The sequence below is a fragment of the Sagittula sp. MA-2 genome, assembly GCF_030126985.1.
Taxonomy (GTDB): Bacteria; Pseudomonadota; Alphaproteobacteria; order Rhodobacterales; family Rhodobacteraceae; genus Sagittula.
In genome coordinates this window covers 4,415,113-4,437,870 of record NZ_CP126145.1, presented here as the reverse complement: position 1 = coordinate 4,437,870, position 22,758 = coordinate 4,415,113, and the positions used below count along the sequence as shown (strand labels likewise).

The 22,758-nt window shown below is 61.8% G+C and carries 24 protein-coding genes; 12 read left to right on the top strand and 12 right to left on the bottom strand.

From position 1 onward, the window contains the following. Window positions 1-7: 7 nt before the first annotated feature. Entirely contained in the window at window positions 8-601 is a 594-nt protein-coding gene (gene wrbA, locus QNI11_RS21660; protein ID WP_283981719.1) for an NAD(P)H:quinone oxidoreductase, read from the top strand. Between the two features lie 86 nt (window positions 602-687). On the opposite strand, the gene gyrB is transcribed toward wrbA, so the two are convergent. The 7 genes from gyrB to mutM form a co-directional block, all read right to left on the bottom strand. Further along, a complete protein-coding gene (gene gyrB, locus QNI11_RS21655) occupies window positions 688-3,105 on the bottom strand; it encodes a DNA topoisomerase (ATP-hydrolyzing) subunit B (RefSeq protein WP_100928733.1) in 2,418 nt (805 codons plus the stop codon). An 85-nt stretch (window positions 3,106-3,190) separates the two neighbouring features. Next, complete coding sequence (gene recF / locus QNI11_RS21650; protein ID WP_283981718.1) at window positions 3,191-4,285, bottom strand: DNA replication/repair protein RecF; 1,095 nt, start codon at window positions 4,283-4,285, stop codon at window positions 3,191-3,193. A gap of 82 nt (window positions 4,286-4,367) precedes the next feature. Beyond that, complete coding sequence (gene dnaN / locus QNI11_RS21645) at window positions 4,368-5,486, bottom strand: DNA polymerase III subunit beta (RefSeq protein ID WP_100928731.1); 1,119 nt, start codon at window positions 5,484-5,486, stop codon at window positions 4,368-4,370. Between the two features lie 172 nt (window positions 5,487-5,658). Beyond that, window positions 5,659-7,038: a chromosomal replication initiator protein DnaA gene (gene dnaA / locus QNI11_RS21640; protein WP_100928730.1), complete on the bottom strand. Its 1,380-nt coding sequence runs from the start codon at window positions 7,036-7,038 to the stop codon at window positions 5,659-5,661. Between the two features lie 480 nt (window positions 7,039-7,518). Then, the gene (gene rpsT, locus QNI11_RS21635) at window positions 7,519-7,785 is read right to left on the bottom strand and encodes a 30S ribosomal protein S20 (RefSeq protein ID WP_100928729.1); all 267 of its coding nucleotides are present in this window, start codon (window positions 7,783-7,785) and stop codon (window positions 7,519-7,521) included. Between the two features lie 206 nt (window positions 7,786-7,991). Continuing rightward, window positions 7,992-8,768, bottom strand: coding sequence for an enoyl-CoA hydratase (locus QNI11_RS21630; RefSeq protein WP_100928728.1), 777 nt, complete (start codon window positions 8,766-8,768; stop codon window positions 7,992-7,994). Window positions 8,769-8,834: 66 nt separating this feature from the next. Then, window positions 8,835-9,686: a bifunctional DNA-formamidopyrimidine glycosylase/DNA-(apurinic or apyrimidinic site) lyase gene (gene mutM, locus QNI11_RS21625; protein WP_283981716.1), complete on the bottom strand. Its 852-nt coding sequence runs from the start codon at window positions 9,684-9,686 to the stop codon at window positions 8,835-8,837. 233 nt (window positions 9,687-9,919) lie between these two features. On the opposite strand from mutM, the gene ubiE reads away from it, so the two are divergent. Both ubiE and ubiB read left to right on the top strand, forming a co-directional pair. Then, window positions 9,920-10,672 carry a bifunctional demethylmenaquinone methyltransferase/2-methoxy-6-polyprenyl-1,4-benzoquinol methylase UbiE gene (ubiE, locus tag QNI11_RS21620; RefSeq protein ID WP_283981714.1) on the top strand — a complete coding sequence of 251 codons (753 nt, stop codon included), beginning with the start codon at window positions 9,920-9,922 and terminating at the stop codon, window positions 10,670-10,672. Then, on the top strand, window positions 10,669-12,201 hold the full coding sequence (gene ubiB / locus QNI11_RS21615) for a 2-polyprenylphenol 6-hydroxylase (protein WP_100928725.1): 1,533 nt from the start codon (window positions 10,669-10,671) through the stop codon (window positions 12,199-12,201). The genes ubiE and ubiB overlap by 4 nt, the downstream gene beginning before the upstream one ends. Window positions 12,202-12,291: 90 nt before the next feature. On the opposite strand, the gene QNI11_RS21610 is transcribed toward ubiB, so the two are convergent. The 4 genes from QNI11_RS21610 to QNI11_RS21595 all read right to left on the bottom strand — a co-directional run bounded on the left by QNI11_RS21610 (window position 12,292) and on the right by QNI11_RS21595 (window position 15,065). Further along, window positions 12,292-12,489 carry a hypothetical protein gene (locus QNI11_RS21610; RefSeq protein WP_100928724.1) on the bottom strand — a complete coding sequence of 66 codons (198 nt, stop codon included), beginning with the start codon at window positions 12,487-12,489 and terminating at the stop codon, window positions 12,292-12,294. 75 nt (window positions 12,490-12,564) lie between these two features. Further along, window positions 12,565-12,795, bottom strand: coding sequence for a hypothetical protein (locus QNI11_RS21605; RefSeq protein ID WP_198521862.1), 231 nt, complete (start codon window positions 12,793-12,795; stop codon window positions 12,565-12,567). After that, window positions 12,792-13,478 (bottom strand): flagellar hook capping FlgD N-terminal domain-containing protein, encoded by a 687-nt coding sequence (locus QNI11_RS21600; protein WP_283981713.1) that lies wholly within the window; start codon window positions 13,476-13,478, stop codon window positions 12,792-12,794. Before QNI11_RS21600 ends, QNI11_RS21605 begins: the two co-directional genes overlap by 4 nt. Window positions 13,479-13,484: 6 nt before the next feature. Continuing rightward, on the bottom strand, window positions 13,485-15,065 hold the full coding sequence (locus QNI11_RS21595; protein ID WP_283981712.1) for a flagellar hook-length control protein FliK: 1,581 nt from the start codon (window positions 15,063-15,065) through the stop codon (window positions 13,485-13,487). Window positions 15,066-15,172: 107 nt separating this feature from the next. Here QNI11_RS21595 and QNI11_RS21590 point away from each other — a divergent pair, with 107 nt between their 5' ends. From QNI11_RS21590 to QNI11_RS21580, 3 genes are read left to right on the top strand one after another with little or no spacing between them, the layout of a single operon-like run. Further along, complete coding sequence (locus QNI11_RS21590; RefSeq protein WP_283980627.1) at window positions 15,173-15,583, top strand: transposase; 411 nt, start codon at window positions 15,173-15,175, stop codon at window positions 15,581-15,583. After that, entirely contained in the window at window positions 15,577-15,930 is a 354-nt protein-coding gene (gene tnpB / locus QNI11_RS21585) for an IS66 family insertion sequence element accessory protein TnpB (protein WP_259969301.1), read from the top strand. Before QNI11_RS21590 ends, tnpB begins: the two co-directional genes overlap by 7 nt. 54 nt (window positions 15,931-15,984) lie before the next feature. Then, a complete protein-coding gene (locus QNI11_RS21580) occupies window positions 15,985-17,535 on the top strand; it encodes an IS66 family transposase (protein ID WP_283980626.1) in 1,551 nt (516 codons plus the stop codon). Here the strand turns inward: QNI11_RS21580 and QNI11_RS21575 are convergent. Further along, window positions 17,478-18,461: a hypothetical protein gene (locus tag QNI11_RS21575; RefSeq protein WP_283981711.1), complete on the bottom strand. Its 984-nt coding sequence runs from the start codon at window positions 18,459-18,461 to the stop codon at window positions 17,478-17,480. The genes QNI11_RS21580 and QNI11_RS21575 overlap by 58 nt on opposite strands. Before the next feature lie 111 nt (window positions 18,462-18,572). Between QNI11_RS21575 and QNI11_RS21570 the strand changes: the two genes are divergently transcribed. From QNI11_RS21570 to QNI11_RS21545, 6 genes are all read left to right on the top strand, one after another. Then, window positions 18,573-18,842 (top strand): rod-binding protein, encoded by a 270-nt coding sequence (locus QNI11_RS21570; protein WP_100930920.1) that lies wholly within the window; start codon window positions 18,573-18,575, stop codon window positions 18,840-18,842. Continuing rightward, entirely contained in the window at window positions 18,835-19,182 is a 348-nt protein-coding gene (locus QNI11_RS21565; RefSeq protein ID WP_283981710.1) for a flagellar protein FlgN, read from the top strand. The genes QNI11_RS21570 and QNI11_RS21565 overlap by 8 nt, the downstream gene beginning before the upstream one ends. 197 nt (window positions 19,183-19,379) lie before the next feature. Beyond that, the gene (locus tag QNI11_RS21560; RefSeq protein WP_283983546.1) at window positions 19,380-20,681 is read left to right on the top strand and encodes a flagellin; all 1,302 of its coding nucleotides are present in this window, start codon (window positions 19,380-19,382) and stop codon (window positions 20,679-20,681) included. A 77-nt stretch (window positions 20,682-20,758) separates the two neighbouring features. Then, window positions 20,759-21,136: a flagellar biosynthesis regulator FlaF gene (gene flaF / locus QNI11_RS21555; RefSeq protein ID WP_100928719.1), complete on the top strand. Its 378-nt coding sequence runs from the start codon at window positions 20,759-20,761 to the stop codon at window positions 21,134-21,136. Next, on the top strand, window positions 21,133-21,537 hold the full coding sequence (gene flbT, locus QNI11_RS21550; RefSeq protein ID WP_100928718.1) for a flagellar biosynthesis repressor FlbT: 405 nt from the start codon (window positions 21,133-21,135) through the stop codon (window positions 21,535-21,537). The genes flaF and flbT overlap by 4 nt, the downstream gene beginning before the upstream one ends. Continuing rightward, window positions 21,537-22,745 (top strand): DUF1217 domain-containing protein, encoded by a 1,209-nt coding sequence (locus tag QNI11_RS21545; RefSeq protein ID WP_283981709.1) that lies wholly within the window; start codon window positions 21,537-21,539, stop codon window positions 22,743-22,745. The genes flbT and QNI11_RS21545 overlap by 1 nt, the downstream gene beginning before the upstream one ends. Window positions 22,746-22,758 lie beyond the last annotated feature (13 nt).

Here is a 22,758-nt window from a genome sequence, read left to right as displayed (position 1 = left end):
GATCAACATGGCACAACCCAAGATCGCAATCGTTTTCTATTCGACCTACGGCACCAACCATTCCGTCGCACTCGCGGCAGCAGAGGCAGCCGAGGCAGCCGGTGCCGAAGTGCGCCTGCGCCGCATCCCGGAAACCGCCCCCAAAGAGGTCGTCGAGGGGCAGGACGCCTGGAAGGCGCAACTCGAAAAGATGAAGGACATCCCCGAGGTCACGGCGAATGACATGGAGTGGGCGGACGGCTACTTCTTCTCGGCCCCGACGCGCTTCGGCGTGGTCGCAAGCCAGATGCGCGCGTTTATCGACACGCTCGGCGGGCTGTGGGGATCGGGCAAGCTGGCCAACAAGACCTTCACCGCCACGACAAGCGCCCAGAACCCGCATGGCGGGCAGGAGACGACCATCCTGAGCCTCTACACCACCGCGATGCACTGGGGCGCGATCATCGTTGCACCGGGCTACACTGACGAGTCGATCTTTGGCGCCGGCGGCAACCCCTACGGCTTCTCGACCAAGCCGGACGGTTTCGACGACGCTGGCAAGGCTGCCCTTGCCCATCAGGCAAAACGGCTTGTGGACATGACCGCCAAGCTGGTCGGCTGACGGAAAAGACAAAGGTCGCGCAAACCCTTGCGCGACCTCCACATCTTGCGAGGGGTGCGCAATGCCATGCGCGCCCCTTTTCTTGTTCAGAAGTCCAGGTTTTCCACCGACAGTGCGTTCTGCTGGATGAAGTCGCGGCGCGGTTCCACCACGTCGCCCATCAGCTTGGTGAACAGGTCGTCGGCTTCAGTCATGTCGTCGATGGTTACCTTCAGCAGCGTCCGGGCGTTCGGGTCCAGCGTGGTTTCCCAAAGCTGGTCCGGGTTCATTTCACCCAGTCCCTTGTAGCGCTGCAGCGACAGGCCCTTCTCGCCTTCTTCCAGGATCGCCTTGAGCAGTTCGAGCGGACCATGGATCAGCTGTCTGCGGTCCTTGCGCTCGAGCGTCGCGGGGCTGCCGTAGACCGCCTGCAGACTCTCGGTCAGGGTGCCGGTCCGGCGCGCCTCTCCGGAACGGAGCATCGGACCGTCGAGCGTCCGGACCTCTTCGACACCGCGCAGGATGCGGGCAAGGCGGACGCCCTTGTCCTGCGTGATCCGACCGATCCAGCCACGCTCGTATTCCAGGGCCACTAGGTCGAGACGTGCGGCGACCTTGTCGGCAACGCCCTGCAGGTCGGAATCCACGGCACCGGGCACAAAGGCCCCGGCAATGGCAGCCTGTTCGAGGATGTGGCGCGGGTAATGCGTCGGGAAGGCGTCGAGGACACGCTTGAGCTGACGGGCTTCCTCCACCACGCGCACGAGATCCTGGCCGCCGATCACCTCGCCATTGCCCTGCAAGAGCTGCGCGTTCTCGATGCCCTGCTGGATCAGGTAGTCCTCAAGCGCGGTCTGGTCTTTCAGGTAGACTTCCGACTTGCCGCGCGCGACTTTGTAGAGTGGCGGCTGCGCGATGTAGAGGTAACCGCCTTCGATCAGTTCGGGCATCTGGCGGTAGAAGAACGTCAACAGAAGCGTCCGGATGTGCGCACCGTCCACGTCCGCGTCGGTCATGATGATGATCTTGTGATAGCGCAGTTTGGAGATGTTGAACTCGTCCCGGCCGATGCCGGTCCCGAGCGCCATCACGAGGTTGCCGATTTCCTGACTGCCCAGCATCCGGTCGAAGCGCGCCCGCTCCACGTTCAGGATCTTGCCGCGCAGAGGAAGGATGGCCTGCGTCCGACGGTCACGCCCCGTCTGGGCAGAGCCGCCGGCGGAGTCACCCTCGACCAGGAACAGTTCGGTCTTCGAGGCGTCTTTTTCTGAACAGTCCTTCAGCTTGGCGGCGTTGAACGACACGTCCATCGCCGTCTTGCGGCGGGTCAGTTCGCGCGCCTTGCGGGCGGCTTCTCGGGCCATGGCGGCCTCGATGATCTTGCCGGTTATCTGCTTGGCCTCGGTCGGGTTTTCCTCGAACCATTCGCCCAGCTTCTCGTTCATCAGCGATTCCACCGCCGGGCGGACCTCGGATGAGACCAACTTGTCCTTGGTCTGGCTGGAGAATTTCGGATCGGGCACTTTCACGGACAGAACCGCGGTCAGACCCTCACGGGCGTCGTCGCCGGTGAAGTTGATCTTCTCCCGCTTCGCGATCCCGCTTTCCTGCGCGTATTTCTGCAACTGGCGGGTCAGCGCACCACGGAAACCCGCAAGGTGGGTGCCGCCGTCGCGCTGCGGGATGTTGTTGGTGAAGGGCAGGACGTTCTCGTGGTAGCTGTCGTTCCACCACATCGCGACCTCGACACCGATGCCGTCCCTTTCGCCTTCCATATAGATCGGCTCCGGCATGACGGCCTGCTTCGAGCGGTCGAGGTATTTGACGAATTCACGTACCCCGCCCTCGTAGTGCAGTTCGATATGCAGCGGTTCGGCCGGGCGGTCGTCTTCGAGGATGATGCGCACGCCGGAGTTCAGGAAGGCCAGTTCGCGCAGGCGCTTTTCCAGCGTGTGGAAATCGTAGTCGAGGTTGGAGAAGGTGCCCGTGGACGCAAGGAAGCGCACCTCTGTGCCCTGCTCACCCTCGGCGTCGCCGACGACACGCAGGTGTTCCGTGGTCTCGCCGTGTTCGAACTTGGCGTAGTGCTCCTTGCCATTGCGCCAGATGCGCAGCTCGAGCCAGACGGAGAGCGCATTCACCACCGACACGCCCACGCCGTGCAGACCGCCAGAGACCTTGTAGGAGTTCTGGTCGAACTTACCGCCCGCGTGCAGCTGGGTCATGATGACCTCTGCGGCCGAGACCCCCTCTTCGGTGTGGATGTCGGTGGGAATACCACGTCCGTTGTCACGCACCGATACGCTGGAATCCGCGTGGATCTTCACGTGAACATAGTCGGCGTGTTTGGCCAGGGCCTCGTCGATGCCGTTGTCCACGACCTCGTAGACCATGTGGTGCAGACCCGAACCGTCGTCCGTGTCGCCGATGTACATGCCGGGACGCTTGCGGACCGCTTCCAAGCCCTTGAGAACTTTGATGGAATCGGCGCCGTATTCGTATGCTTCGCTCGGCTGGTCGGACATGCCCATTTCCCTTGTTATTTTGCCCCGATTTATAGACTCCGGGCCGGGGAATGTCACGTCTCAGACACAAGATTTGGTATAAAGTTCAGGGTTTTGAAACTACGGATCCGGAGGGCCCTTCAGAGACCTCCAGCGCCTGCGCCCGGTCGCCCAGTTCGGCGAAAAGTTCCGGTCCCGTCCCGGTCATCCAGGCCTGTGCGCCCAAAGCGCTTATCTCGTCGAAAAGGGCGGCCCGGCGTCCGGCGTCGAGGTGCGCGGCGACCTCGTCCAGCAGCAGGATCGGCGGGTGCCCTTCGTCCGCCGCAAGCGCCCGGGCGTTCGACAGGATCAGCGAGATCAGCAGCGCTTTCTGCTCCCCGGTCGAGCAGTCGGCGGCAGGCACGCCCTTCGCCGCGAAGGTGCCGATCAGGTCGGCGCGATGGGGACCCACCAGCGTCCGCCCCGCCGCCAGATCGCGCCTGCGGCTTTCCTCAAGCGCGACGCGCAGGTCGGCGGCAGAGCCGGGCATCTCGCCGTCGCCATGCACGAGGTCCAGCGTCGCGGCCGGGAAGCGCGTCTCGGCGCCGTCCTGCGCCTCTGCGATCCGGTCGAGCGCGGCCAGCCGGTTGACGTGCAGCGCGGCCCCTGCCTCTGCCATCTGGCGTTCGAGGGCCGTGTACCAGTGCGGGTCCCGAACCATGTCCTTCAGGAGCCTGTTACGTTCCCGCATCGCCTTGTCGTAGTCGAGCGCCGCCTGTGCGTGATCGGGGAAAAACGACAGGGCGATCCGGTCGAGGAACCGCCGCCGCCCCTCCGCCCCTTCGATCCACAGCCGGTCCATGGCAGGGATCAGCCAGACCGCGCGGGCGATCCGTCCCAATGCAACCTGGCTGGCCTGCTTATCGTCGATACGCACATTGCGCGCGGCCCCCCCTTCGGAGGTAAACGCGATTTCGTGCGTACCTTGCGGATTTTCCAGCGTCCCGGTGATCTTCCAGCCAAGTGATTCCGGTCGCCGGGCCATGTCCTGCGCCGACGCCCGCCGCAGACCCCGCCCGGGAGAGAACAGGGACACGGCTTCGATCAGGTTGGTCTTGCCCGATCCGTTCGGACCCCAGATCGCCACCGGACGGTGATCGACGTCGATGACCACCCGCTTGTGAGAGCGGAAATGCGACAGGGTCAGGTGCGACAGGTGCACGGTTGCGCCCCTGGCTGGTGGTTCGAAGGGGTGTGTCCGCCCGAGGCCGCGATTTTTCGCTGAAAAATCGGCGCTCTCCCGGTCACACGCGCATCGGCATGACCACGTAGACCGCGCTGGTGTCGTTGCCTTCCCGCATCAGGGTCGGATCGCCGGACGAGTTGAACATGAATACCGCGTTCTCCCGGTCCACCTGGCTGGCGATTTCCAGCAGGTATTTCGCGTTAAAGCCGATCTCCAGTCGCTCGTCGCCGTAGGCAACCGCCAGTTCTTCCTCTGCCGCGCCGCTGTCGGGTGCGTTGACCGACAGGATCAGCCGGTCCTCGTCAAGCTGCAGCTTCACGGCGCGCGACCGTTCCGACGAGACGGTGGCCACACGGTCGACCGCCTTCGCGAACTCGGAGGCGTCAACTTCCAGCTTGCGGGTGTTGCCCTGCGGGATGACGCGTGTGTAGTCGGGGAAGGTGCCGTCGATGACCTTCGAGGTCAGCGTGATGTCGGGTGTCGCGAACCGGACCTTGGTTTCGGAGACGGAAACGGCGATGTCCATGCCGTCCTCGTCGAGGAGCTTGCGCATTTCACCCACGGTCTTGCGGGGGACGATCACGCCGGGCATGTCCGCCGCCCCGTCGGGCAGCGGCGCGTCGATGCGGGCCAGCCGGTGGCCGTCGGTCGCTACGCAGCGCAGGGCCGGACCGCCATCGCCGTCGGCCACGTGCATGTAGACACCGTTCAGGTAATACCGTGTTTCCTCTGTCGAAATCGCGAACTTGGACTTGTCGAACAGGCGGCGGAGGACTTCGGCCTTGGCGGTGAAGTTCGAGCCGTATTCGGACGATGCCATGACCGGGAAGTCTTCTTTCGGCAGCGTCGCGAGGCTGAAGTTCGAACGGCCCGCAGACACTGTCAGCCGCCCGGTGCCCGGTTCCTCGGCAAGGGCAACAAGCGATCCGTCCGGCAACTTGCGGACGATCTCGTGCAGGGTGACGGCGGACACCGTGGTGCCGCCTGGCTTCTCGACCTGGGCCACGGCCTTGTCGAGAACCTCGATATCGAGGTCGGTGGCGCGGAACGTGACCGTCTCGCCTTCCGCCTCGATAAGGACGTTGGCCAATATCGGAATGGTGTTGCGCCGCTCCACGACCGATTGCGCCTGCGCGACCGCGCGCAGAAGCGCCGCCCGTTCCATGCTGATCTTCATCGCACTACACCCTCTCCGCCAGTCCGGACGCGCACGTTAGCGCGGAGCGGACCCCGCTCCAAGCCGGTTTTCGCCATTTGTCTGTTGGATTTCCGGAAGCGTCAAGGCGCGCCGCCCCGAAACGGCGTGCCACGGCTCCAAGTGTTGTGAGGCAGACTCAGGATGCGCCTTTTCAGGCCTCCAGAGCGCGGCGCAGCATCTCCACATCTTCGTCGATCTGGCCGTCCTGCTGGCGCAACTCCTCGATGCGCCGCACGCCGTGCATGACGGTGGTGTGGTCGCGCCCGCCAAAGCGGCGGCCGATCTCCGGAAGGGACCGCGATGTGAGCTGCTTGCAAAGGTACATGGCCACCTGCCGCGGACGGGCAAAGTTGCGGACCCGCTTCGGCCCGATCATGTCCGACAAACGGATGTTGTAGTGCTCGGCCACCTTGCGCTGGATCTCGTCGATGGAGATCTTGCGCTCCGACGCGCGCAGCACGTCGGCAAGGCTGTCCTGCACGAGGTCCATGTTGATCGGTTTGCCGACCAGCGAGGCGAAGGCGAAGAGACGGGTCAGCGCCCCTTCGAGCACACGTACGTTGGTCGAGATGCGGTGCGCGAGGAACTCAAGCACGCCATCGTCGATCTGCAGGCCCGGGTGCATGCCGCGATAGACCTCGACCTTCGACTGCAGGATGCCGAGGCGGAGTTCGTAATCGGTCGGGTGCAGGTCGACGACCAGGCCGGACTGAAGCCGCGAACGGATGCGGTTTTCCAGATCCTTGATCTCGTCCGGGGCCCGGTCGGCGGAAATGATGATCTGCTTGTTCTGGTCCACGAGCGCATTGAACGTGTGGAAGAACTCTTCCTGCGTGGAATCCTTGCCGGCGATGAACTGGACGTCGTCGACCATCAGCACGTCGACGGAGCGGAACATCTCCTTGAAGTCCATCATCTTTCGTTCGCGCAGCGCCTGCACGAAGCGGTACATGAACTGTTCTGCCGACAGGTACAGCACGGTCAGACCGGGATTGCGCTGCGACAGCTCCCACGCAATGGCGTGCATCAGGTGCGTCTTACCAAGGCCAACACCACCATACAGGAACAGCGGGTTGAACGTCACCGGACCGCCCTCGGCCACGCGGCGCGCGGCGGCGTGCGCCAGTTCGTTCGGTTTGCCGACCACGAAGGTGTCGAAGGTAAATCGCATGTCCAGCGGCGCCCCCGGCAACTGCTGGTCGCGGGAAGACGTGACCGGCGCCTGCTCCGTTTCCGGAAGGTTCAGCGGCTTGGCCTTTTCCTCGGCCTTGTCGCTGGGGTCGTCCACGATCCCGGCCTGGAATGCCAGCCGGCGCGCCGACGGTTCCACCGTGGAAATCTGTGCCAGAAGCATATCGCCGAAGTTCTGCGAGACATACGTCCCGAAGAAGTTCGTCGGAGCCTGCAGCGTTACGATGCCCTCAGGCGTAACTCCGCGGAAGCGCAACGGCTCGATCCAGGTCTTGTAGTTGTTCTGACCGATCGTCTTGCAAATCTGCTCTTGGAGGGCGCCCCATTGTTCTTTTGTCATCCGCCAACTGTGTCCTCAGTTCCGTTCCTGCTCTCCGCCTGCCGACGGACGCGTTCACGCACAGCGAGGAACAGAACAGCCCGCTCGTAACCCGTAAGGTTCGAGGCGTGGAGCGACTGCTCCAACGATCCACCGATTCCCGCGCCCGATGTCCCCTCGGTGCGCAGGTCCGAAGACCCGGTCTGTATCCTGGACATGGCCAGGGTTTCCCCTGAACATCATCAAAAGCACTTCAAGTGCCCTGACAAGTTTGCCCCCGCTTTCCCCAATGAACGCGTGGGCTGGCAGCCTTGTCCCCCCAGTGCGACGTGACTCGCTCGGTGAAATTACCAACCTTCGTCAGTTTCCGGCAACCGATCTTGTAGCTTGACTCGGTGAATCCGGAAAAAGAATCTGGCGTTCCTGCAACACCTTGAAAACGCAAAAAAGCGCCCTTGTGAGGGCGCTTTTTCAACACATGGTATTGGTATTGCTGGCGCTTCAGGCGCCGATCGACTTCACGCGTGACGCGAGGCGCGACATCTTGCGGGAAGCGGTGTTCTTGTGGAACACGCCCTTGGTCACGCCGCGCATCAGTTCGGGCTGGGCCGCCTTCAGCGCTTCCTGTGCCGCGGACTGATCGCCGGATGCGATCGCCTCTTCGACCTTGCGGAGGTAGGTGCGGATGCGCGAACGACGTGCCTTGTTGACGGCGTAACGCTTTTCAGACTGACGTGCGCGTTTCTTGGACTGGGGTGTGTTTGCCATGATGATCGGTCCTGTTCGTGGTATCGGTTCAAGTTCTCTGTGACGACGCAATGCCTCTCAGGACCCGAACGGACTGCGGGACCGATTCTTGCCTGAGCGGGCATCACGCGCATGTATGACGGGCGCCTATATAGCAGACACCCGGCTTCGGCAAGCATCACGTTCGGACGCTTGCCGTAATCTGTACTTTCCGGCCTGATCCGCGATCAGCGGTCCCGGAACTGGGCCGAGCGCTTTTCCATGAAAGCGCCCATGCCTTCCTTCTGGTCCTCGGTGTTGAACAGCGCGTGGAAGGCACGGCGCTCGAACAGCAGACCCTGGGAAAGCGTCGTCTCGTAAGAGATGTTCACCGCCTCCTTGCAGGCGATGGTCGAGATCATCGACTTCTCGGCGATCTTCTCGGCCGCGGCGCGGGTCTCTTCCATCAGTTGCTTTGCCGGCACGACGCGGCTGACGAGGCCGGAACGCTCCGCCTCTTCCGCGTCCATGAACCGGCCGGTCAGCGTCATGTCCATCGCCTTGGACTTTCCGACAAAGCGGGTCAGGCGCTGCGTGCCACCAAGACCGGGAATCACCCCGAGGTTGATCTCAGGCTGGCCAAACTTCGCGTTGTCGGCGGCGATGATGAAGTCGCACATCATCGCCAGCTCGCAACCGCCACCCAGCGCGTAGCCAGCAACGGCGGCGATGATCGGTTTGCGGGTGCGGCCGATGGTGCCGCCTTCCGCCCCGAAGAAATCCGACAGGAACATGTCGACGTAGCTCTTGTCGGACATTTCCTTGATGTCGGCACCGGCGGCGAACGCTTTCTGCGAACCGGTGATGATGATGCAGCGCACCTTGTCGTTGCCGTCAGCTTCCTTCAGCGCCTGGCACAGCTCTCCCAACATCTCGGAGTTGAGAGCGTTCAGGGCGTCGGGGCGATTGAGTCTGATGGTGGCGACGTGGTCTTCTACTTCGACGATGATCGTCTCATAGGCCATGAGAATAGGGCTCCGTCCGGTTCCGTCAGAGGCCAAGCCTTAACACTTCGGTGAAGACGATCAAGCTTATCTTTGGCAGGTCGGGCAGAAGAAGGACGACCGCCCCGACTGCACGATACGCTCGATCGTACTGGTGCAACCGGGCGCCCTGCATGGCTCACCCTCACGTCCGTAGACGTCAAAGCTGTGCTGAAAATATCCAAGTTCTCCATCGGCTTGGCGGAAATCCCGGAGAGATGATCCGCCCGCCGCGATGGCGTCGTCCAGCACGTCGCGGACGATGGGAACCAGCGCCGAAATCCGCGCCGCGGAGATGCGGACACAACGTCGCGCCGGATGGATGCCGCCACGGAACAGCGCTTCACAAACGTATATGTTGCCCAGTCCGGCGACGATCTTCTGGTCCAGAAGCGCCGATTTGACCGGCATGTTCCGCCCCTTGAGTCGGTCGACGAGGTGGGATTCGGTGAAGGCATTGCCCAGCGGTTCCGGACCGATCCGGGCGAGCAGCGGGTGGGCCTCGGCCGCCTGCGTGGGCATCAGATCCATTGCGCCGAAACGACGCGGATCATTGAACGTGACGCGGGCGCCGTTCTCCATGTCGAAGACGACGTGATCGTGTTTCTCGGGCATGGGATGCGCGTGCACGAACTGGCCTAGGGGATCGCCCGACACCAGCATCCGTCCGGACATACCGAGGTGGATCAGCAGGGTTTCGTCCGTGGACAGGTCGGCGAGGATGTACTTTGACCGCCGGCGAAGCTGCAAGACACGCGCCCCGGTCAGCCGTTCGGCCATCCGTTCGGGAAAAGGCCAGCGGAGGTCGGGCCGGTTGACCCGCGCACGCGCGACGACCTGGCCTTCCATGACGGGGGCCAGACCGCGGCGCACGGTTTCGACTTCGGGCAGTTCGGGCATTGCGCATCTCCGGGGAGGTGAAGCCGACATGTAGTCAGCGACCGGCGCCCCGTAAAGCGCGCGGCATCGCCATAGCTGTCCGCACGACCTCCCGGCGTCTTGATCGGCCCCGACCGGGCGCATACGTCCCTCGCGCTGCCGGCGTCCGCATTCCCGCGACCCTACGCAACGCGCCGCATTGCAGAGCGATGCCTACGCCCTATAAGTCTCTGCGACACGAAAGGACGCCTCGCATGAACGACAACAGCGGAAAAACCACCCATTTCGGCTTCTCCGAAGTGCCGGAGGGCGAAAAGGCGGGGCGTGTTCAGGGAGTCTTCCGATCCGTGGCGTCCAAGTACGACGTCATGAACGACGCCATGTCATTCGGCATTCACCGCGTCTGGAAGGACGCGATGATGGACTGGCTCGCGCCGCGCCGCGGCACGAAGCTGCTGGATGTGGCGGGCGGCACCGGCGACATTTCCTTCCGCTACCTGAAACGTGCGGGCGACGGGCATGCGACCGTGCTCGACCTGACGGAGCCGATGCTGGTCGAGGGTCGGAAACGGGCCGAAGCGTCTTCCCTTGGCGACCAGCTTGACTGGGTTGTGGGCGACGCGATGAAGCTGCCTTTCCCGGACAACAGCTTCGACGTCTACACGATCTCCTTCGGCATCCGGAACGTCACCCGCCCGCAGGAAGCCCTGAACGAGGCATACCGCGTGCTGCGTCCGGGCGGACGGCTGATGGTCCTCGAATTCTCGCAGATTCCCAACGACCTGATGCAGTGGGCCTATGACCTCTATTCCTTCCACATCATCCCGCGCATGGGGCAGGTGATCGCGGGGGATCGTGACTCCTACCAGTATCTCGTTGAATCCATACGCAAGTTTCCAGATCAGGAAACCTTCCTGGGGATGGTGCGTGCGGCGGGATTCGGAAATGCGAAGTACCGGAACCTGTCGATGGGCGTGGCCTGCCTGCATTCGGGTTGGAAGCTTTGAGGGGTCCGCACAACATCTGGCGCCTGATCCAGACGGGCGCGACGCTTGAACGGACTGGCGCGATGCGCGTGGTTCTGGATGCCTTCGACGCGCCCGCACCGCTGCGGGTGGCCGCCCGGGTGCTGGGCTGGCCCTTCAAGTGGCTGGGCGATGAGGGCGATCCGTCCACACCGCCCGCGGTGCGCGCCCTGACGGCGCTTGGCCCGGCCTACATCAAGTTCGGCCAGATCCTGTCGACCCGGCCAGACGTGGTCGGCGCCGAGATGGCGACCCAGTTGCGCGTCCTTCAGGACAAATTGCCCCCCTTCTCGATCGAAGAGGCCAAGGAGCAGGTTCTGGCCGAGATCGGCCTGCCCGTGGACGAGATCTTTGCCGAGTTCAGCGAACCCGTCGCCGCGGCCTCCATCGCGCAGGTGCACAAGGCCACGCTACGCGAGACCGGCCAAAGCGTCGCCGTGAAGGTTCTACGGCCCGGAATCGAGCGGGCCTTCCGCCGCGACATCGACGCTTTCTATTTTGCAGCCTGGGTGATCGAGACGCTGTCGCCCTCGTCCCGCCGCCTGCGGCCCCGCGAAGTCATCGCGCATTTCGAAGGCGTGGTGATGGGCGAACTCGATCTTCGCCTCGAATCCGCCGCCGCGAGCGAATTTGCGGCGAACACGGAAAACGACGAGGGCTTCCAGCTTCCGCAGGTCAACTGGATGCTGTCGGGCCGTCGCGTCATGACCATGAGCTGGGCCGAAGGGGTTCCGCTTGGCGACAACGCCGCCATCGACGCCATGGGCCACGACCGCGTCGCCCTTTCCCAACGGGTCCTGCAACTGTTCCTCAACCACGCGCTGCGCGACGGCTTCTTTCATGCCGACATGCACCAGGGCAATCTGAAGGTCGCGCCGAATGGCGATATCATCGCCTATGATTTCGGCATCATGGGGCACATCGACGAATACACGCGCCGGGTCTACGCCGAGATCCTCTTCGGTTTCATCCGGCGCGACTACAAGCGCGTCGCCGAGGTGCACTTCGAAGCGGGCTACGTGCCCGCGGACCGCGACATCGACGAATTCGCCCGCGCGCTCCGCGCCGTCGGAGAGCCCATCTTTGGCATGGACGCGACCCGCATCTCGATGGGCAAGCTGCTGGCTTACCTGTTCGAGGTGACGGAACGGTTCGGCATGGAAACACGGACGGAGCTGATCCTCCTGCAACGCACCATGGTGGTTGTGGAAGGCGTCGCCCGGTCCCTCGATCCGCATATGAACATCTGGCGTGTCGCCCAGCCCGTGGTCGAAGACTACATCAAGAAGTCCATCGGCCCGCGCGCGGCTGCGTCGGATCTGATGAAGACGGCGGCGGTGATGGCCCGGTTCGGTCCGCGCCTGCCCAAGCTGGTGGAGGCCGCCCTGATCCGACAGTCCCAGCCCGAACCGGAGCAGCGCCGCAATCCCTGGCCCGCACGGCTGTTCTGGGCTTCGGGCGGTGCCGCAGCCTCTGCCGCGGTCATCCTGCTTGCTCCGTTCTTCGGATAGGTCGAGCTGCCTGACCTACAAATGAAAAACGGCGGCAATATTGCCGCCGCTCTCTATGCTTTGTTTGTCGACCTTAATGTCGACGCGGCCTCACTTGGTGCCGGTCGAGGAGTCGTTGTTGGTGCCCGCAGTGATCGCGATGACAGCGGCGATACCACCGATGACGACCAACGCCGGCACCGCGGAAACCTGCGAGGATGCAAACGGGTCAGCCTGCTGGGCAGAAGCCGGCGCGCTGAAGGAAGCTGCGAGGGCCACGACCGCCGCGATGGTAGAGATCTTTTTCATGACTATGCTCCAGTCTCAGAATGATGGACGCGGTACGCCCTACTTCAGGCAACGTAGCGTTTTCAGTGCTGCCTATCAAATGGCAAATTCTGCAGGTGCGCGGAACGGCACCTTGTCGCCTGCAAAATTCACCGGTTTGCGCCACCAGTGTGGCACGTTTGCATGTTTTTTCCGCGCATGCGAAATACGGATCCCCACGAGAAGCCCATACACGTTGAAGATGCATCGATCTTTTCGCTTCTTAACCAAGATTTTCCTTCCTTCGCGTCCAAGTTTTTCGAATCGGCAACCGCCATCGTGCGTCATTGCCGTGCCTGTCGCAGGCCTCCAATCTCTTCCGAGGTCGCCTCGGTCCCGTCGGCGAAGCGCAAGAGGACCGTCCCGTCGTCATTGCGCACCTCGTCTATGCGGCTGTAGACACGCGCCATGGTAGAGCCATCGAACCGCTGGTCGATGTAGCTTTCCACGTCGAAACGGTAGATGCCGGGGGGCAGAGGCTTGCCTTCGCTGTCGCCTCCGCCCCAGACCACGACCTCCTCGCCGACATCGATGTCGAAGCGCTGCACCTCTTCTCCGCTCGCGTCGCGCACCACCAGCACGGCGCGGTCTGCGTCCTCGGAATAATCGGGGCGGATCGTCACGGGGGCACCGTCGAACATGGCGGGTGCGCGGACCAGCCCTTCCATCCCGATCCAGCGACCGAATTCATTCAGCGAATTGCCGCCCAGGGTTGCACTGATGTTGCGGAGCAGTTCGTTGGTCTGCACCTGCTGTTCTACAGAGGAGAACGTCGCTAGCTGCGTCGCATACTCCGTCGAGTCGACGGGGTTCAGCGGATCCTGGTTCTGCACCTGCACGGTGAGCATCTTGAGGAACGTCTCAAAGTCGGAACTCAGAACGGCCCGCGTGTTCTGCTCGACCGACGGCTTCTGGGCCGTCTGGCCGGACTGGTTGCCATACAGTGGCGCTGGATCAGAGACAGTGACCATGTTTCCTCACATCCTGATATCGAGGCCATCGGCCCCATCGGTTTCGATGCTTGGCAGAGGCGCGAGTTCGTCGTCCACAGCGGGAACCAAATCAAGCGCATCGCCAAGAGGTGTCTCGCGTTGGCGTCGTTCCTCGCCAAAGGTGAACCCCGCATTTTCATAGCCGGCCTCTGCCAGGTGTCGCGCCAGCTCGTCGACGTGGCGGCGCATCAGGTCCAACGTCTCGGTCCGGTCCGCCTGGATATTCACGAGAAGACCATGTTCGCCGGAATGCATGTACATCCGGACCCGGCCGAGTTCCTCCGGCGACAGACGAATCTCCACCGTCTGGTCGCTCAGACGTGTGAATGCGTCGGCGACCTGCCGGATCACAGCAGTTGAGTCGGGCCTGTTAAGCGGTTGATGCTGCGTTGCACCGGCTTGGTTTGCCTGCGAAGCGCCGCTTGAGGACGCCCCGCTCACGGGAAGATCGGTGCCGCCGACGTCCTCTTCGGTAACATCCTCAAAGGCCTGCAGTGCGACCGCAATAGTGGTCCCAGCCGGGTCAGGCCATCGCGCAGAGATTGACGGGTCGGTTGGCTGAGGCGTAGTCGCAAGCGCAGCCCCGCTCACCACAGTTTTATTGTCGGTTCCAGCATCACTTGTCTGCCGATCGGCGACATTCTCACGCTCTTTGTTCTTCAATACCTGACGGACAATGACCGATTCCGACGAAACTGAATGCTGTGCTACGCTAATTTCGTCTCTTGTTGCGTTCATGGCGGCGGGCGAAGGGACGGCAGCGTCCCTATGCTGAGTGGCAGACAGTTCGGAAGAAAGCGGAGTCATTGCTCTCGCTCGGTCCTGCGGTCGCGTTACCGCAGTCGACATGCCTTCGGACGTCACACGAACGGCGGTGACACTGGGTTCGCTGTTTGCGCCTGTAGGATTGGCTTCCGAGTTCTTAACGCCCCAAGTAGGTTCCTGATGGCGCTGGTCAGAACCAAGAAACGTGCCACTGGCATGCCGCAAAAATCCAAGCTTTGGTTCAGGACCACCGGTTTGGGGTGATGCGATTTCATTATTCTGGTTATTGATAGCTTTCGGTACATCCTTGGAGGTTTCGGCCACACCAGAAAGCTGCATAATCTTAGTTGTCAGGTCCGTCGTATCGACCTTCTCCATGTCGTGTTGCGACGGTTGGGCGCGGCCTGAAGTCCGCAATAGATCCCCGGGAAAAACCGCTTCCTTTGAAGATTCCCCCGACAGTGTCGTTTCCCTTTTATTGACATCAAACCTGAGGGAATCTCGATCTCGGACAACCGCGTCGCCGTCACCACGGCGACTCACTTCGGTCGTCGTGGTGGCAATAGGCTTGGTTCCATCTGAGTTTTTCTCGCTCCCATTTATACCCTCAGGAATTAACGTCCCCGGTGCCCCTCCCGCTGTGAGTTTTTTTTGAGAAGTTTCAGAATATGAGATTCCCCGGCTTGCGGCCTCAGTTCGAGGCTCTTCAAACCTCGATGTAATAATACTTTCCTTGCTATCCGCCGCTACCGAAAGGCCTTGGGCAGAAGAATTCTCTAGATGTCCAAGGTATTGTTCCAACTGTTTCTTTGACGACTGAACGGTAAGCGCCGTCTGGACCCCACGTTGCTGCTGATGGCTTCGGCTGCGAGGTGATCTCCATCTCATGATGGGGAGTGCGTTTCGCAATGTGCGCTACAAATTCGTTTCTCAAATCGCTGGGGGTCGAGATCTATGCGTCGGGTCACCGCCGTTGGCCGGATGAGGCAAAGGCCTTGGCTGTCTCGATGACCCTGGAGGCTGGTGCCACGGTGAATGCCGTGGCGGAGCGGTTTGGCATTCTGCCCAATCAGCTCTCGGCTTGGCGACGAGAGGCCAAGCAAGGCAAGCTTGTGCTGCCTGCGGCCGAAGTCGAGGAACCTGTCTTTGCACCTCTCGTCGTTTGCGAGGTCGCCGAGGAGGAAGCGCATCCGAAGGTAGCATCGCAGGCGGCCCCGATCAGGATCATTCGGGGTGCTGTCGTGATCGAACTCGCGCATGACATCCCCGCGGCCCGCATTGCCGAGATCGTCCATGCGCTGGAGGCGCATCCATGCTGATGCCCTCGCAGGGCGTGCGGATCTTGGTGGCGACGAAGCCGGTCGACTTCCGCAAGGGGCATGACGGTCTGGCGGCGCTGGTCCAGTCGACGCTGGCCGAGGACCCGTTTACCGGCACCGTCTTTGTCTTCCGCTCGAAGCGGGCCGACCGGTTGAAGATCCTGTTCTGGGACGGCAGTGGGCTCGTGATGGCCTACAAACGACTGGAAGAAAGCACCTTCACCTGGCCCGCGATCCGCGACGGGGCCATGACGCTGAACCGGGCGCAGTTCGAAGCCCTGTTTGCCGGGTTGGACTGGCGTCGGGTGCGGTCTCTGGAGGTGCGACGACCGGCTGTGGCAGAGTGACTCGGCCTCGGGAATGCCCGGGCATCGGCGCCCCGAGCACGGTATAATTCGGCCATGCCCGACGCCCCGCCCATCGACCTGTCCGCGATCCCCGAGAGCCAGCGCGCCGCGGTCCTGGCGGTGCTGCAGGAGCGCGATGCGCTGAAGGAAGCGAACCGCCGGCTGGAGCATCTCGTGGCAGAGCTGAACCATGTCGTACATGGCAAGCGGTCCGAGAAGCTGAGCGAAGACGACCGGCAGCTGGCCTTCGAGGACCTGGAAACGGCCGTCGCCGAGGTCGAGACCCGCAAGGAGCAGGCCGCGCCATCCACCAGAACCCCGCGCCCGGCACGGCAGCGCAACCTCGGTCATCTGCCTGCGGACCTGCCGCGCATCGAGCGTGTCATCGAACCGGCGAGCCTCGATTGCCCGTGCGGCTGTGGCCGCATGCACCGGATCGGTGAGGACCGCACCGAGCGCCTCGACATCGTTCCGGCGCAGCTCCGCGTGCTGGTCGACATCCGGCCGAAGTATGCCTGCCGGATCTGCACGGACGGGGTCATCCAGGCGCCCGCCGCACCTTGGCTGATCGAAGGCGGGATGCCGACCGAGGGCGCCATCGCCCACGTGCTGGTCTCGAAGTTCGCGGATCACCTGCCGTTCTACCGCCAAAGCCAGATCCTGGCGCGCTCCGGCATCCAGGTCGACCGCAGCACCCTGGCGGACTGGGCCGGCACAGCAGCCTTCCACCTCGGTCCTGTCGCCGACCGGCTGGCCGAACATCTGAAGGGATCGACCAAGCTCTTCATGGATGAAACGACTGCCCCGGTGCTCGATCCGGGACGAGGCCGAACCAAGACCGGCTACCTCTGGGCGCTTGCCCGGGATGACCGTGGATGGGGCGGAGAAGACCCGCCCGGTGTCGTGTTCACCTACCAGCCCAGTCGCGCAGGAGCGCATGCCGAGCAGATCCTGCAGGGCTTCGACGGCATCCTGCAACTGGATGGCTACACCGGTTACGATCGGCTGACGCGCCCGTCCCGCAAGGGCGGCGCGCCGATCACGGTTGCCCACTGCTGGGCACACGCTCGCCGCAAGCTGAAGGAAGTCTTCGACCGGGATGGATCGGAGATCGCTTCCGAGGGGCTGCGCCGGATCGCCGAACTCTACCGCATCGAGGCCGAGATCCGCGGCATGGGCCCGGGCCAACGTCTGTCCGCCCGCCAGGCCCGCAGCGCGCCTCTCGTCGCCGAGTTCGGTGACTGGCTGCAGGCACAGCGCTTGCGCATCTCGGCCAAGTCGCGCCTCGGCGAGAAGCTGACCTACATCCATCGCCAGTGGGGCGGTCTGCAGACCTTCCTCCACGACGGCCGCGTCGAGATCGACTCCAATGCCGTCGAGAACCTGATCCGACCGATCGCGTTGACGAGAAAGAACGCTCTCTTCGCCGGCCATGATGAAGGCGGCCGCACATGGGCCCGCATCGCCTCCCTGATCGCCACCGCGAAGATAAATGGCGTGGAGCCCTTCGCCTATCTGCGGACGACCCTCGAAGCCATCGCCGCCGGTCACCCGGACAGCAGGATCGACGAGTTGCTGCCTTGGAACTTCAACCCGTCAAGCTGATCCCGCGTGCGGCGCAGACAGCGCTTACACTGAACGTGTGAACCACCAGAAAGTGATGCACCAATAGCTATGCTGCGTTTCCCATTATTAACACCATCAACACTGACAGGGTTTCGATCTGGTCCACTGTCCGCCCTAGTAAACCCCAGTGAGGCAGGACTACTCTCGATATCATTCTCGGTTACCCTATTTTTAAACGTTGGGATACCGTTGCTATCATCGGAGTCGCTTGCCTCCAAAATCGTGCTTTGAGGCTCGGCATTGAAACGGTTAGAGTTTAATCTAAGGCCATTCTGGGCATATTGATGCTGATTAGAATGCGCGATTCTGTCCTTTCCGAAGACACCATTGTGATTTTCTTGAGGAAGTACTGAGAAGGCAGATGCCTGTTCGCGGTTCTTGGAATGCGAGTATTTTTCTAAATCGATATTCTCTGTGGACAAGCTGCTCGGCGATCTACGTAGGGCTGTATCAGTGCGGTTAAGTTCATTGGCTGTGACAGATAGCTCCCCCAGAGAATGATCCAATGATCTGTGATTTCCTGATTTCTTTCCGGTTCTCAGATCTCCGTAATCAACATCCTCCAAAGACTCGCCTATTTGAAGCTCTGACAAAGTATCAGGATCGAAAATGGCGCTTTCTTCAAAGCTCGTCGATTTTTCATCAGAATTTCCAATGTCAACGGAATCAGTTTCGACAGCATCAGCTTCTTGTACATCGGCCTCCTGTGCGGCTGATTTCACAAGGCGTGCACCATCTCCATCCTTTGCAGCGGACCGTTTCTCCCTGTTCATACCGTCCGGACGCGCCTGAGACCCACTTTCAAAGATCTGATCGAAATCCTCACCGCTGTTACGGTTCTGACTCTGCCCTTTGGAACCGGCCGCTCCGGCAAGGCTAATCGGGTTTGTCGGTTGAATAATCATGGCAGCTCCGGGAGTTCTTCCGCACCTGGAACGTAAGGCCAACATCCTTACCAGTTCTTTACTGAACTCGCGGCAAAAGGTTCCAACTGAGTCGAATTGGAGAGAATGACCATGGAGTTGACACCGGATCTGCCTCTTGCTGCCCGAAGCAATGAGCGAAAATTGCGGGACGCGGCGCTCGAGTTGGAAGCGAACTTCCTCGCTGAAATGTTGAAGGCGGCTGGCGTGGGCGAAACCCCGGAAGCGTTCGGTGGCGGCGCCGGGGAGGACCAGTTCTCGTCCATGCTGCGTCTCGAACAGGCACGCCAGATGGCAGCAAACGGCGGCGTCGGACTCACGGAAATGATCTTCGAGGCACTGAAGGAGAGAGCCCATGGATGAGCGCACATTGACCAAACGACTGGAAGAGTTGATCGACGCCGAGCGGGCGGCGCTCATCAGCGGCGATTTCGACCGGATTTCGGAACTGTTGGACGAGAAGGAGCGCCTCGTCGGATCCCTGCATGATCTGACGCTCGACCGAGACGTGCTGACACCGCTCAGCGACGGACTGCGGCGGAATCAGGAACTTTTTGACGCCACCCTGGCAGGTATCCGCAACGTCGCAGCGCGTCTGGGCGACCTCAACCGCGTCAGAAAATCCGTCGAAACCTACGATTCCACAGGGAAAAAGCACAGCCTGTCCGCCCCGGAGGTGCAGCGCCTCGAACGGCGCGCGTGAGTTTCGTCAAATTATCGAGATAGCAGGTGGAGGTCTTAGCGCTCCCTTAGGACTCAACGGCGAAGTTGGCAGCGCACCTGAAAAGGGTGGCGCAGGCCGAGGAAGGTTCGGGCTGTACGCGTCAGAAAGACGTCAGAGATGCCGTTCGCGGCAAAAGCAACCGGCGCAAAGCGCCTTTTGAACAGCAAGGACAAAACATGTCTAGCATCCTGACGAACAATGGCGCGATGGTCGCGCTGCAGACCCTGAAGACAATCAATTCCAGGCTGTCCCAGACCCAGGAACAGATCTCTACGGGCAAGCGTGTATCCAGCGCAAAGGACAACTCGGCGGTCTGGGCGATTTCCAAGGTGATGGAAGCCGACGTCAAAGGCTTCAAGGGCATTTCGGACAGCCTGAACCTTGGCCAATCGACCGTCTCCGTGGCGCGTCAAGCGGCCGAAACCGTCTCCGAACTGCTCACCGACATCAAGGGAAAGATCGTCGCTGCGCAGGAAGAGAACGTCGACCGCGACAAGATCCAGGACGATATCAGTGCGTTGCGCGACCAGATCGCGGCGGTCGTCGGTGCAGCCCAATTCAACGGTCTCAACCTGCTGTCGAACACCAGTCTCACGGCCGGGTCAGGTATCATCAACATCCTTTCGTCGCTCGATCGTTCCGGCGACGGTGTGACCGCGTCCGACATTTCCGTGCGCAAGCAGGATCTCGGCACAGGGTCGTCCAGCATCGGCGCGTCCCTGACCGCACTGACTGGTGCCAACAACGACGTGACAGGTGACGGTGACGGCGCAGCCTTCGTGATGACCGGCAACAACACCACGGCGCCGGCAGGCACGACGACCTTTGGCACGGCCTCGAACGAGACGGTGGTAGCAGGCACCGGTTTCTCCATCGCAATCACCGGCACGGCGGGCAACGGCCTGGCCGCAACGACAGATCGCAACGACATTTCCTACGTCGCCCGTGATGGCGACACGATGGCGGAGGTCGTTGCCGGTCTTGCCGCGGCGTTCAACAGCTATGCGGCGGCCGACCTTGGCGCCGACATCGGGACCGTCGGGGCTGTTGTCCAGAACGGCAACGAGATCGTGTTCACTGGCCACCAAGTGACTGGCGACAACTTCTCGTACACGCTCAACCAGTACAACACCGATGCCTCCACGGTCATCGGCGGCAAGCTCGAAGCGCTGGGTGATATCGACGTCACGACACAGACCGGCGCAGACACAGCCCTGGCGGACATCGAGGGATTGATCCAGATCGCAATCGACTCGGCCTCTGCCTTCGGTTCTGCGCAGGGCCGTATCGAAACGCAGACGGACTTCATCTCCGGTCTGACCGATGCGCTCAAGTCCGGTATCGGCACGCTGATCGACGCGGACATGGAAGAAGCCTCGGCGCGTCTGCAGGCCCTTCAGGTCCAGCAACAACTGGGCGTACAGGCGCTGTCGATCGCGAACCAGGCGCCGCAGTCGCTGCTGTCGCTGTTCCAGTAAGATCACGTTTTGGAGGCTGGAGAAATCCAGCCTCCGATATTCGAAAATCATGATCCTCTAGATCAGAAGGTTCTCCTGTGAACGTCCAGACCCAAGCGCTACGTGCCTACGCTCAAAATGCCCGGACAACCCAGACTCCGCGCGGCACCGAATACGAGCTGATCGCACGCGTCACACACCGTATCAAAGCGGCAGCAGAAGCTGGTCCAATGGCATATCCGAAACTTGTCGAAGCGCTCTCCGACAATCAAAGGTTGTGGACTACGCTCGCCATCGATGTTGCCGACGACGGCAACGCCCTGCCGCAGGATCTTCGTGCCAGGATCTTTTACCTTGCTGAATTTGTCCAGCAGCAAACGTCGAAGGTCCTGACCCGAAAGGGCCGGATTACGCCGCTGCTGGAAATCAATGCCGCCATTCTCAAGGGGTTGAGCGGCCGGAGGACAAGCAGATGAGCGGACTGGTCCTGAAGCTAGGCCCCAGGGAACGGGTCCTGATCAACGGCGCCGTGATCGAAAACGGCGACAAGCGGAGCAGGTTGTCCATCGTCACGCCGAACGCCAACGTTCTGCGCCTCAGGGATGCGATCCATCCGGATGAAGCGCGGACACCGGTGCGGCGACTGTGCTACACGGCGCAGCTGATCCTGACCGGCGATGCGCACCCGGAAGACGCGCGTTCGCAGCTTCTGCCAAGGATTGAGGAGTTGAGCCATATTCTGGTCGATCCGGACAGCCGGAGGCTGCTGACACAGGCGACGGATGCACTGCTGGGCGACCAGTTCTACCAATGCCTCAAGGCGTTGAGAGCCTTGATCCCGCGCGAAGACCGGCTTTTGGCAACAGGTGCGAAGTAATGCCTATCACGCCCATGATCCCGGGGTCGGGTTTGATCGGATGGCAGGTCCTTCAGACCACGATGTCCAAGCAGAGGACGGCGTTCAACGCCAGCGCGGACCTCGCCCGGGATACCGAGTACTTCAAGGAGAAGATCGGCACCATCGAGTCGGGCGACGATCTGGTCAAGGACCGGCGGCTCTTGAGTGTCGCGCTGGCCGCCTTCGGACTGAGTGACCAGGTCGACAGCACGTACCTCATCAAGCGTGTCCTGAACGAGGGCGCGGAAGACGACGGCGCCTTGGCCAACAAGCTGAAGGATGGCCGCTACATCGCCCTCGCCCGCGCGTTCAGCTTCGAGGAAACCACCAGTTTTCCTTTCCAGGAAGACGGGTTCGCGGGCGACATTCTGGCCTCTTACGACGAGCGCATTCGAGCTGATCTCGCCGACCTGCTGGAACAGCCGGAATACGCGACCAATCCCCTTGCCGCCGCGACGCTTGAAGCCACCGTTCTGGACGCGCTCGAGACGACCAAAACCTATTTCAGGGAATCCATCGGATCGGTGACCAGTGTGGACGACCTGATGAAGGACAACGATCTTCTGAAAGTCGCGCTCACCGCATTCGGTGTCGAGGAACGCACCAACAGCAAGGCCCTTTTGAAGCGTGTTTTCGAAGAGGGCGCAAGCGATCCCGGAGCCTTGGCAAACGTCCTTGGCGACAGGGGTCTGATCGCGATGACCAAGGCGTTCGGCTTCGACACCGAGCCGACAATAGCCATCAGGACTAACGGTTTCGCGGACAAGATCATCGACAACTATCAGTGGCAGATGTTCGAAGATGCGGTCAACGAGGTGAACCCGACCATCGGCACCGCGCTCAGTTTCCAGCGTGGGGCACCGGCACTGGCGGGCCTCGACAGCTCCGAAAACACCAAATGGTTCAACGTCTTGGGTGATTCCACCATGCGGGAGGTGTTCCAGACCGCCTTGGGCCTGCCCGGCAGTTTCAGCCAGATCGACATCGACAAGCAGGTTGAGATGCTGAAGGAAAAGGCCGCCAGCCGCTTCGGGATAACGCAATTCAAGGATCTCGAAGATGAGACCATCCGCAACAAGGTGATCTACAGCTACCTGCTTCAATCGGATGTGGCGTCCAATACGGGTTTCGGATCGCAGCAGATTGCGCTGACGCTGTTGTCTTCGATCCAGAACCAGCGCACGTGACGCCACCCCGCCG

Excerpts from the sequence above, each read along its gene's own strand:
- flbT (WP_100928718.1), top strand. The coding sequence starts at position 21,133 with ATGAGCGGACTGGTCCTGAAGCTAGGCCCCAGGGAACGGGTCCTGATC.
- QNI11_RS21605 (WP_198521862.1), bottom strand. The coding sequence starts at position 12,795 with ATGACGCACGATGGCGGTTGCCGATTCGAAAAACTTGGACGCGAAGGA.
- QNI11_RS21580 (WP_283980626.1), top strand. The coding sequence starts at position 15,985 with ATGCCCGACGCCCCGCCCATCGACCTGTCCGCGATCCCCGAGAGCCAG.
- QNI11_RS21610 (WP_100928724.1), bottom strand. The coding sequence starts at position 12,489 with ATGAAAAAGATCTCTACCATCGCGGCGGTCGTGGCCCTCGCAGCTTCC.
- QNI11_RS21560 (WP_283983546.1), top strand. The coding sequence starts at position 19,380 with ATGTCTAGCATCCTGACGAACAATGGCGCGATGGTCGCGCTGCAGACC.
- QNI11_RS21600 (WP_283981713.1), bottom strand. The coding sequence starts at position 13,478 with ATGGTCACTGTCTCTGATCCAGCGCCACTGTATGGCAACCAGTCCGGC.
- ubiE (WP_283981714.1), top strand. The coding sequence starts at position 9,920 with ATGAACGACAACAGCGGAAAAACCACCCATTTCGGCTTCTCCGAAGTG.
- dnaA (WP_100928730.1), bottom strand. The coding sequence starts at position 7,038 with ATGACAAAAGAACAATGGGGCGCCCTCCAAGAGCAGATTTGCAAGACG.
- QNI11_RS21590 (WP_283980627.1), top strand. The coding sequence starts at position 15,173 with ATGTGCGCTACAAATTCGTTTCTCAAATCGCTGGGGGTCGAGATCTAT.
- QNI11_RS21545 (WP_283981709.1), top strand. The coding sequence starts at position 21,537 with ATGCCTATCACGCCCATGATCCCGGGGTCGGGTTTGATCGGATGGCAG.
- wrbA (WP_283981719.1), top strand. The coding sequence starts at position 8 with ATGGCACAACCCAAGATCGCAATCGTTTTCTATTCGACCTACGGCACC.
- QNI11_RS21575 (WP_283981711.1), bottom strand. The coding sequence starts at position 18,461 with ATGATTATTCAACCGACAAACCCGATTAGCCTTGCCGGAGCGGCCGGT.
- QNI11_RS21630 (WP_100928728.1), bottom strand. The coding sequence starts at position 8,768 with ATGGCCTATGAGACGATCATCGTCGAAGTAGAAGACCACGTCGCCACC.
- dnaN (WP_100928731.1), bottom strand. The coding sequence starts at position 5,486 with ATGAAGATCAGCATGGAACGGGCGGCGCTTCTGCGCGCGGTCGCGCAG.
- gyrB (WP_100928733.1), bottom strand. The coding sequence starts at position 3,105 with ATGTCCGACCAGCCGAGCGAAGCATACGAATACGGCGCCGATTCCATC.
- QNI11_RS21565 (WP_283981710.1), top strand. The coding sequence starts at position 18,835 with ATGGATGAGCGCACATTGACCAAACGACTGGAAGAGTTGATCGACGCC.
- rpsT (WP_100928729.1), bottom strand. The coding sequence starts at position 7,785 with ATGGCAAACACACCCCAGTCCAAGAAACGCGCACGTCAGTCTGAAAAG.
- QNI11_RS21570 (WP_100930920.1), top strand. The coding sequence starts at position 18,573 with ATGGAGTTGACACCGGATCTGCCTCTTGCTGCCCGAAGCAATGAGCGA.
- tnpB (WP_259969301.1), top strand. The coding sequence starts at position 15,577 with ATGCTGATGCCCTCGCAGGGCGTGCGGATCTTGGTGGCGACGAAGCCG.
- mutM (WP_283981716.1), bottom strand. The coding sequence starts at position 9,686 with ATGCCCGAACTGCCCGAAGTCGAAACCGTGCGCCGCGGTCTGGCCCCC.